This is a genomic window from Syntrophomonas sp. (assembly GCF_028707975.1).
Classification (GTDB): Bacteria; Bacillota; Syntrophomonadia; order Syntrophomonadales; family Syntrophomonadaceae; genus Syntrophomonas.
This window is the reverse complement of the sequence record NZ_JAQVZX010000094.1, coordinates 1-6956: the sequence shown is the minus strand read 5'-3', so window position 1 is coordinate 6956 and position 6956 is coordinate 1. Positions and strand designations below refer to the sequence as shown.

At 48.4% G+C, this 6956-nt stretch carries 8 protein-coding genes; 7 read left to right on the top strand and 1 reads right to left on the bottom strand.

The annotated features are described in order from the left end of the window. From steA to PHP87_RS09945, 6 genes are all read left to right on the top strand, one after another. On the top strand, positions 1 to 803 hold an 803-nt coding region (gene steA / locus PHP87_RS09970), incomplete at its 5' end, for a putative cytokinetic ring protein SteA (protein WP_299920896.1). 32 nt (positions 804 to 835) lie between these two features. Beyond that, positions 836 to 1738 carry a copper transporter gene (locus tag PHP87_RS09965; protein ID WP_299920893.1) on the top strand — a complete coding sequence of 301 codons (903 nt, stop codon included), beginning with the start codon at positions 836 to 838 and terminating at the stop codon, positions 1736 to 1738. Between the two features lie 453 nt (positions 1739 to 2191). Continuing rightward, positions 2192 to 2995 carry a glycosyltransferase family 2 protein gene (locus tag PHP87_RS09960; RefSeq protein ID WP_299920890.1) on the top strand — a complete coding sequence of 268 codons (804 nt, stop codon included), beginning with the start codon at positions 2192 to 2194 and terminating at the stop codon, positions 2993 to 2995. Continuing rightward, positions 2992 to 3861, top strand: a complete 870-nt coding sequence (locus tag PHP87_RS09955) for a hypothetical protein (protein WP_299920888.1) — start codon at positions 2992 to 2994, stop codon at positions 3859 to 3861. The genes PHP87_RS09960 and PHP87_RS09955 overlap by 4 nt, the downstream gene beginning before the upstream one ends. Beyond that, the gene (locus PHP87_RS09950) at positions 3836 to 4963 is read left to right on the top strand and encodes a M20/M25/M40 family metallo-hydrolase (RefSeq protein ID WP_299920885.1); all 1128 of its coding nucleotides are present in this window, start codon (positions 3836 to 3838) and stop codon (positions 4961 to 4963) included. Before PHP87_RS09955 ends, PHP87_RS09950 begins: the two co-directional genes overlap by 26 nt. Positions 4964 to 5055: 92 nt before the next feature. After that, the gene (locus tag PHP87_RS09945; RefSeq protein WP_299920882.1) at positions 5056 to 6135 is read left to right on the top strand and encodes a DUF3866 family protein; all 1080 of its coding nucleotides are present in this window, start codon (positions 5056 to 5058) and stop codon (positions 6133 to 6135) included. A 6-nt stretch (positions 6136 to 6141) separates the two neighbouring features. Here PHP87_RS09945 and PHP87_RS09940 read toward each other — a convergent pair whose 3' ends face one another. Then, positions 6142 to 6267: a hypothetical protein gene (locus tag PHP87_RS09940; RefSeq protein WP_299920879.1), complete on the bottom strand. Its 126-nt coding sequence runs from the start codon at positions 6265 to 6267 to the stop codon at positions 6142 to 6144. A gap of 62 nt (positions 6268 to 6329) precedes the next feature. Between PHP87_RS09940 and PHP87_RS09935 the strand changes: the two genes are divergently transcribed. Further along, positions 6330 to 6866, top strand: a complete 537-nt coding sequence (locus PHP87_RS09935) for an NUDIX hydrolase (RefSeq protein ID WP_299920876.1) — start codon at positions 6330 to 6332, stop codon at positions 6864 to 6866. Positions 6867 to 6956: the final 90 nt, after the last annotated feature.

Genomic DNA, 6956 nt, shown 5'->3' with positions numbered 1-6956 from the left:
TTGCCGAAGGAAAAGAACTGAGCCTGGAAGATGTAAGGCTGAAGCTCAAAGAAGCTCACCAGAACATCCAGCTGGAGCTGGATCATTTTGTCGATAACACCATGGAATATGCCAAGAAAGAAAAGGATCTCTTGATTGGTAATATCGATGTGCCGGTTCTGGATACCTATATGCTTAACCGTCATGTTCTGATAGTGGTGCGGGGAAGCAGTTATAAAGAAGACCTGAGAACGATAAGCTCGTATATTCAGGAGGAACAGCCGGTGTTAATCGGGGTAGACGGAGGAGCTGATGCGCTCCTGGAGTTTGGGCTTAAGCCGGATTTGATTGTAGGTGATATGGATAGTGTCTCGGACAGGGCATTAAGCAGCGGGGCGGAAATAGTGGTACATGCCTATGCTGATGGAACCGCTCCCGGTCTGGATAGGATTGAATCCATGGGTCTTAAAGCCAAAACCTTTCCTATGCCCGGCACCAGTGAAGATGTAGCCATGATACTGGCCTGGGAGTATGGTGCCAGCCTTATTGTGGCTGTGGGCAGCCACTCCAATATGATTGATTTTCTGGAAAAAGGGCGCAAAGGTATGGGCAGTACTTTTTTGGTTCGCTTAAAAGTAGGTTCCATACTGGTTGATGCCCGAGGAGTAAGCCAGTTATACAAGCAACACCTGCCCAGCAAATACCTGCTGCAACTGCTGGTGGCCGCACTAATTCCAATTACGGTAATACTGGCCGTTTCCCCGGCAACCAGGCCATTTTTCCGTCTCATCCTCCTGCAACTTAAGATTCTTTTTAATGTATGATAGTATTAATAATTCTGTTTGGGGTGTGAGCATTGATTGATCTGAGATATCATATTGCTTCTATTGTAGCCGTTTTTTTAGCATTAGGACTGGGCATACTCATAGGCAGTACTATAGTAGGGGATAACCTGCTCGTAGATCAGCAAAAGAAGATGATTGATCGCCTGGAGGGACAGTTTTATTCCCTGCGGGAAAGAGAAAGCGAACTGTCGGCTTCCAACCAGTATAAAGACCAGATCATCTCCAATTATGAGAACTACAGCCAGGCCTTGCTTCCTCCTCTGGTGAAAGAACACCTGACCGGATACCAGGTGGCTCTGGTAGTCACCGGCGGTAGTGATATACCAGCCGGTATGCTGAACGCCTTGTCTATTGCCGGGGCCAATGTGGTTTCCAAATCCGTCATTTTGTCTAATATCAGCCTGGATGAAGCGAGCTTGCGCCAGCGGGTACAGGAGTTTTATGGCCTGGAAAAAGAGGTTTCCCCCGATGTCTTAAGGCAGTATGTAGCCGCCAGTGTGGCCGCAGTTATAACGAATAAAGCCGACCCCGGGGTAATAAGCTTTTTACAGGAAAATGATTTATTGAAGTTCAGCGGTAGTAATACCATGCCCCTTAACGGGATAATATTATTGGGGGGTACCAATAACCTGGCCGGATTTTATGCGGCTAGTTTTGACCATACCTTGATTGAGTCGCTGGCTCAGCAAGGTTTAAAAATATTTGGGGTAGAAAACTCCAAAGTTACCTATTCCTATATGGAAGAATACCAGAAAGATAAAATCAGCACTATTGACAATGTTGATTTGAGTCCGGGGCAGATATCCCTGGTTTATGCCATGGAGGGTGAACCCGGTGATTATGGCATCAAAGTCACCGCCAAGAAGTTTATGCCCTCACTACCGGTAGAATCAGTGAATAAACAACAGAGGTAGTAGTATCGGAGGACGGAAGATGCCGCTAGTTAGAAGGGGTATTCCCAATTATATTTTATTATGCAAGTTCAGGTACAGGTACAGGTATGGGGACGGTTCTTTTGCCTGGCAGAACAGCCGGCATTATGAAGGGCAGTAAGATAATAGCTGGTAACGCCTAATAATACCCTAAAGCCCCATTATTTTCATCGGTGGTTGTGGCCTATGGCCATGGGGGGTTAATAAGAAAAGTGAGGCGTGAGGCGTAAGGGGTGAGGGGTTAATTGATTCCTACTACATCTTACTATTTCAGCACCTACTAACTCACTTTTCATCAGTGGTTGTGGCCCCTGGGCCATGGGTGGTTAGTAAGGAAAGTCATCAGTCAATCGGGCGTCAGGAACGGTAGTTCAGCGATGGTTAAACTATTGTTAAACCATCGTTCAACCATCGATTAGATATGAGGTAGTTCTGATGAAAAATATTACGGTAGTGATTCCTGCTTATAATGAAGAAGAACGGATCGGGGAAACCCTGCAAGCGGTGAAGTCTATTCCCGGAATTAGCCGGGTTATTGTAGTCAGTGATGGCTCAACCGATACCACCGCTTCCCGGGCACGCGAAGAAGGAGTAGAAGTTCTGGAGCTATACCCCAACCGGGGCAAAGGTGGGGCCATGAATGCGGTCTTGCCTTTTTTGAACCTTGAACAGCGGGAGTCGTCACTATCCGCCGAAGCAATGGAGTTGGGATTTGTACCCCAGCTTTCCACCCGGGAGCATACTGCAGAGTCTTCTGCCAATCTTCTGCTCCCCCAGCTTGGGGGAAAGGCTACAGATATTGTGGTTTTTCTAGATGCCGATCTGGGGGACTCAGCCAGCCAGGCCAGCCGGCTAATAGAACCGGTGGCTAATGGAATGGCTGACCTCAGTATTGCTTCATTTCCTCCCCCGCAGAAAAAAGGAGGATTTGGCCTGGTTAAAGGAACAGCGGCCTGGCTAATAAGTAAGGTTGGGAAAATGGAGGCCAGAGCACCGCTTAGCGGGCAAAGGGCTATGACCCGGGAAGTGCTGCAGGCGGTTACTCCATTTAATGAAGGTTATGGGGTAGAGCTGGGAATGAGTGTAAATGCTCTCTTGCAGGGCTTTAAATTGTTAGAAGTACCGACTACCATGAGTCACAATGAAAGCGGGCGCGACTTGAAAGGCTTTTTACACCGGGGCCGACAGTTTTGGGATGTTTTAAGGGTAATTGGCGATTTGAGGAGGAAGGGCATTTGAATATTTGGCTTGTAGCCGGTCTGGCTGCAGTGGCCGGTGTACTCGCAGAAGGACTGATACTCCATTACCTGCTTCCCCTATTGCAGGAAACCGCTGCTACCAGGAAGAACTATCAGGGATGGGATATCCCGGTCAGTGCCGGTATCAGTTTCCCCCTGGCTCTTCTGCTGGTTTATACTATAATCCTGCTTTTTGCTCCGCTCTATGAGCAGCCGGTAAACCGGGAAATATACTTCCTTTTTCTTATGGGCATATTTGCTATTTCTCTACTAGGTTTTGCAGATGACATGTTGGGTCAAAGAGATACGCTGGGTTTTAAAGGCCATTTGGGTGCCCTGTTACATGGAAGAATGACTACCGGGGGATTGAAGGCGGCAGGTGGAGCTTTAATTGCCCTTTTTTTAGCTTTATCCCTGGCTTCAGGCTGGCCGGATATTATAGTGGATACTTTAATTATGGCTCTATTCGCCAATATGTTAAACCTTTTGGATTTACGGCCGGGACGAGCGGTTAAGGGTTTTTCCTTTTTCTTTTTCTTGCTGGCTTTCTTGGCCAGCTGGAAAATCAACTGGATTCTAATAGCTCCTTTATTGGGAGCTACTCTCTATTATGTGCATTTCGACCTTAAAGCCCTTGCTATGATGGGCGACAGTGGCTCCAATGTGCTGGGTTTGGCCCTGGGGTTTATGGCTGCCGGCAGCCTGCCTCTCAGCTTTAAAGTCGGAGTTTTATTCTTTCTGATATTTATGCATCTTATCACCGAAAAGTACTCTTTAACGCGAATTATAGAAAAAGTGGCTGTACTACGAAAAATAGACCAATGGGGAAGGGGGAAGAGTGATGGTAAAAGTGAAAAGACTAGTTGACACCTTCATCCGCCTGGTGGAGACGGCTTCCGTATCCGGAAGGGAATCTGCCGTAAGGGATTTGCTCCAGCAATGGTTTCAGCAGCGAGGGCTGACGCTGGTGGAAGATGAGGCCGGACAAATACTGGGGGGTGATTCCGGCAACCTTCTGCTGCAAATCCCGGGAACTATGGAAGGTCCCACGCTTTTATTCGCCGCTCATATGGATACGGTAGAGCCCGGAATCGGGGTTAAGGCCGTAGTCGATGAAGACGGTTTTATCAGAAGTAAGGGCAATACCATTTTGGGGTCGGATGATAAAGCGGCCATAGCCGTTTTGCTGGAAGTATTTGATATTTTAAAGGAAAAGGGAATATCCCATCCCCCTTTGGAATTCCTTTTCACCGTAAGTGAGGAACAGGGCCTGAAAGGAGCCAAAGCCTTCGACTTTAGGCAGCTTAAATCAAAAATAGCCTATGTTCTGGATGCCGGTGACAAGCCGGGTGCTATTATTATCCAATCTCCCTGCCAGAATGAAATGGAATATACGGCTTTGGGCCGAGCTGCCCATGCGGGCATAAATCCTGAAGATGGCCTAAATGCCATACAGCTGGTAGCTAATGCTCTGGTCGCTATGCCCTGCGGTCGTATCGATGATGAGACTACCTGTAATTTCGGAGGAATAGAAGGGGGAACCGCCCGCAATATAGTAGCTGAATTCTGCCGGGTAAAAGGCGAGGCCAGGAGCTTGAGGCGGGAAAAGCTGGACCTTCTAAGCACTGAGCTTAAAGACATCTTTATAGCGGAAGTGGAAAAAAGGGGAGGAAAGGCTGAGGTTGCAGTGAGATTTCTCTACCCGGAGATCAGCCTTGATGAGAACGAAGAGGTAGTTCAACTGGCGGCCCGGGCTGCCAGTAATATCGGACTTAAGCCTCACTTGCTCAGTACCGGCGGCGGCAGTGATGCCAGTATAATAAACGGGCAGGGTATTCGCTGTGCCAATCTGGGCGTAGGGATGCGGGCCGTGCATACCTGTAATGAACATATCAGTATTGAAGATCTGGTCAATGATGCCCGCTGGGTACTGGCCATAATTGGGGAAGCTGCCAGGATAGGAGAATAACAAGCGCCGGCTAACGCACTTTTCATCAGTGGTTACATCCTTTGGGCAGGAGAGGATAATAAGCGTTGGCCACCGGAAGATAGGAGAGTAAAATGATTGCCATAAAGCGGGGGAAAATACTGAAGGAGCTCTTTGCTCGTCCGGGAATTAAAGGTTATTTAATTTCTATTGACGGTGAAGAAGCCCGCTCTATAGTATATCCGGAACTGGTGGGGGAGATCCTGCCGGGAGATGAAGTGCTGGTTAATACTACGGCGGTTGAACTGCAACTGGGCAGCGGCGGTTATCATTATGTTATTGCCAGCTTGCAGGGAAGGAACCGGGAATTGACCCCAGGCGGGCATATAATGAAATTGCGTTATACTCCTATGCAGCTAAAAGTACTAAGCGTGGAGGAAGAAGCCAGCCCTTTTCACCAGGTGATGCAGGAAGCAGATAGCCTGGAGAATACTCCGGTACTGGTGTCCAGCCTGCATTCCATGCTCCTGCCTTTGTGTTTGCAGCTAAAGGAAAAGGATAAAGAGCTCAGGCTGGCCTATATTATGACCGATGGGGCGGCCTTGCCGCTGGCCTTCAGCCAGGTGGTGGATTATTTGAAGAGGGAGGGTCTGCTGCAGGCTGCGCTAAGTGTGGGACATGCCTTCGGAGGCGACCTGGAAGCCGTAAACATATACTCCGGGCTTTTGGCCGCTCGCCATATATTGCAGGCTGATATAATAATCGTAGGCATGGGACCGGGAATAGTAGGAACCGGAACCAAATGGGGCTTCACTGGAATAGAGCAGGGGGAAATCCTGAATGCGGTTGAAGCTTTGGAGGGCAGGCCAGTAGCCGTACCCCGCATTAGTTTTGCGGATAAGAGAAAGCGTCATCAAGGAATAAGCCATCATACCCTGACGGTTCTTTCCCGAGTTTGTCGGGTTAAGGCCCTGGTACCCTTACCTTTGCTGGAAGAAGAAAAAATGGATTTTTTATGGACGCAAATCAGAGAGGCCGGGTTGTTGGATAAATACCATTTTATTGTTGAAAATGAACCAGGAATTCTTGATTTGCTTAATAACAGCAGTTTTAAGGCCAGCACCATGGGCCGGGGGGTGGAGGAAGAAAAGGAATTTTTTCTGGCCCTGGGGGCGGCTGCTCAAGCAGCCCTCCGTTTGTACCAGCAAGATTAATTCTCCTCAATGCAGATGCAGTCGAATGAAATCTTGCAAACGGGTATCCGGGGGATAGGCTTTTAACAGGGCCAGGAGCTCCGGAAACTTACCGTAAAAAACTATGCTATTTTTGCCTACGCTTATACTCATGAATTACCACCTCCCTGGCAGTTTATGCCGGGATTAGGCAAAATATGCGGGAGGAGAAGCTTATGGATTTGGAAGAAAAGACCCTGGCTTCCCGGGAAATATTCCAGGGACGCATTATAAAGGTCAGGGTGGATCAGGTCCTTCTGCCCGATGGCAGCGAGAGTAGCCGCGAAATTGTGGAACACTCCGGGGCGGTAGGTATTGTAGCCATAGATGAGGAAAACAATCTATGGATGGTACGGCAGTATCGCAAGGCTCTGGAAAGGGTTTTGCTGGAGATACCGGCGGGAACTTTGGAAGAAAACGAAGAACCGCTCGAATGTGCCCGCCGGGAGCTGGAGGAGGAAACCGGGCTGCAGGCTGCAAAATGGCAGAAAATCTTGAGTTATCATAGCGCCCCCGGTTTTTGTGATGAAAAGCTCTTTTTATTTATGGCCCAGGGCTTGAGCCCAGGAGAAAGCAGTTTAGACCGGGATGAATTCCTGGAAGTGAAAAAAGTACCGCTGAAAGAGGCCTATGAGATGATCTTTAGCGGAGAGATTATTGATGGCAAGAGCATAATAGGCATACAATATGCCTGCCGGTTGCTGGGTTGCTAAAAGATGAACCGCAAGACTTCGCCGGGTGTTGCCCATGCAAAGACCGCGAGCGGTATATTTATACAAGCCAATGAATATTTACTTTTTGCA

Coding starts and splice junctions, on each gene's coding strand:
- PHP87_RS09960 (WP_299920890.1), top strand. CDS start 2,192: ATGAAAAATATTACGGTAGTGATTCCTGCTTATAATGAAGAAGAACGG.
- PHP87_RS09950 (WP_299920885.1), top strand. CDS start 3,836: ATGGTAAAAGTGAAAAGACTAGTTGACACCTTCATCCGCCTGGTGGAG.
- PHP87_RS09945 (WP_299920882.1), top strand. CDS start 5,056: ATGATTGCCATAAAGCGGGGGAAAATACTGAAGGAGCTCTTTGCTCGT.
- PHP87_RS09940 (WP_299920879.1), bottom strand. CDS start 6,267: ATGAGTATAAGCGTAGGCAAAAATAGCATAGTTTTTTACGGTAAGTTT.
- PHP87_RS09935 (WP_299920876.1), top strand. CDS start 6,330: ATGGATTTGGAAGAAAAGACCCTGGCTTCCCGGGAAATATTCCAGGGA.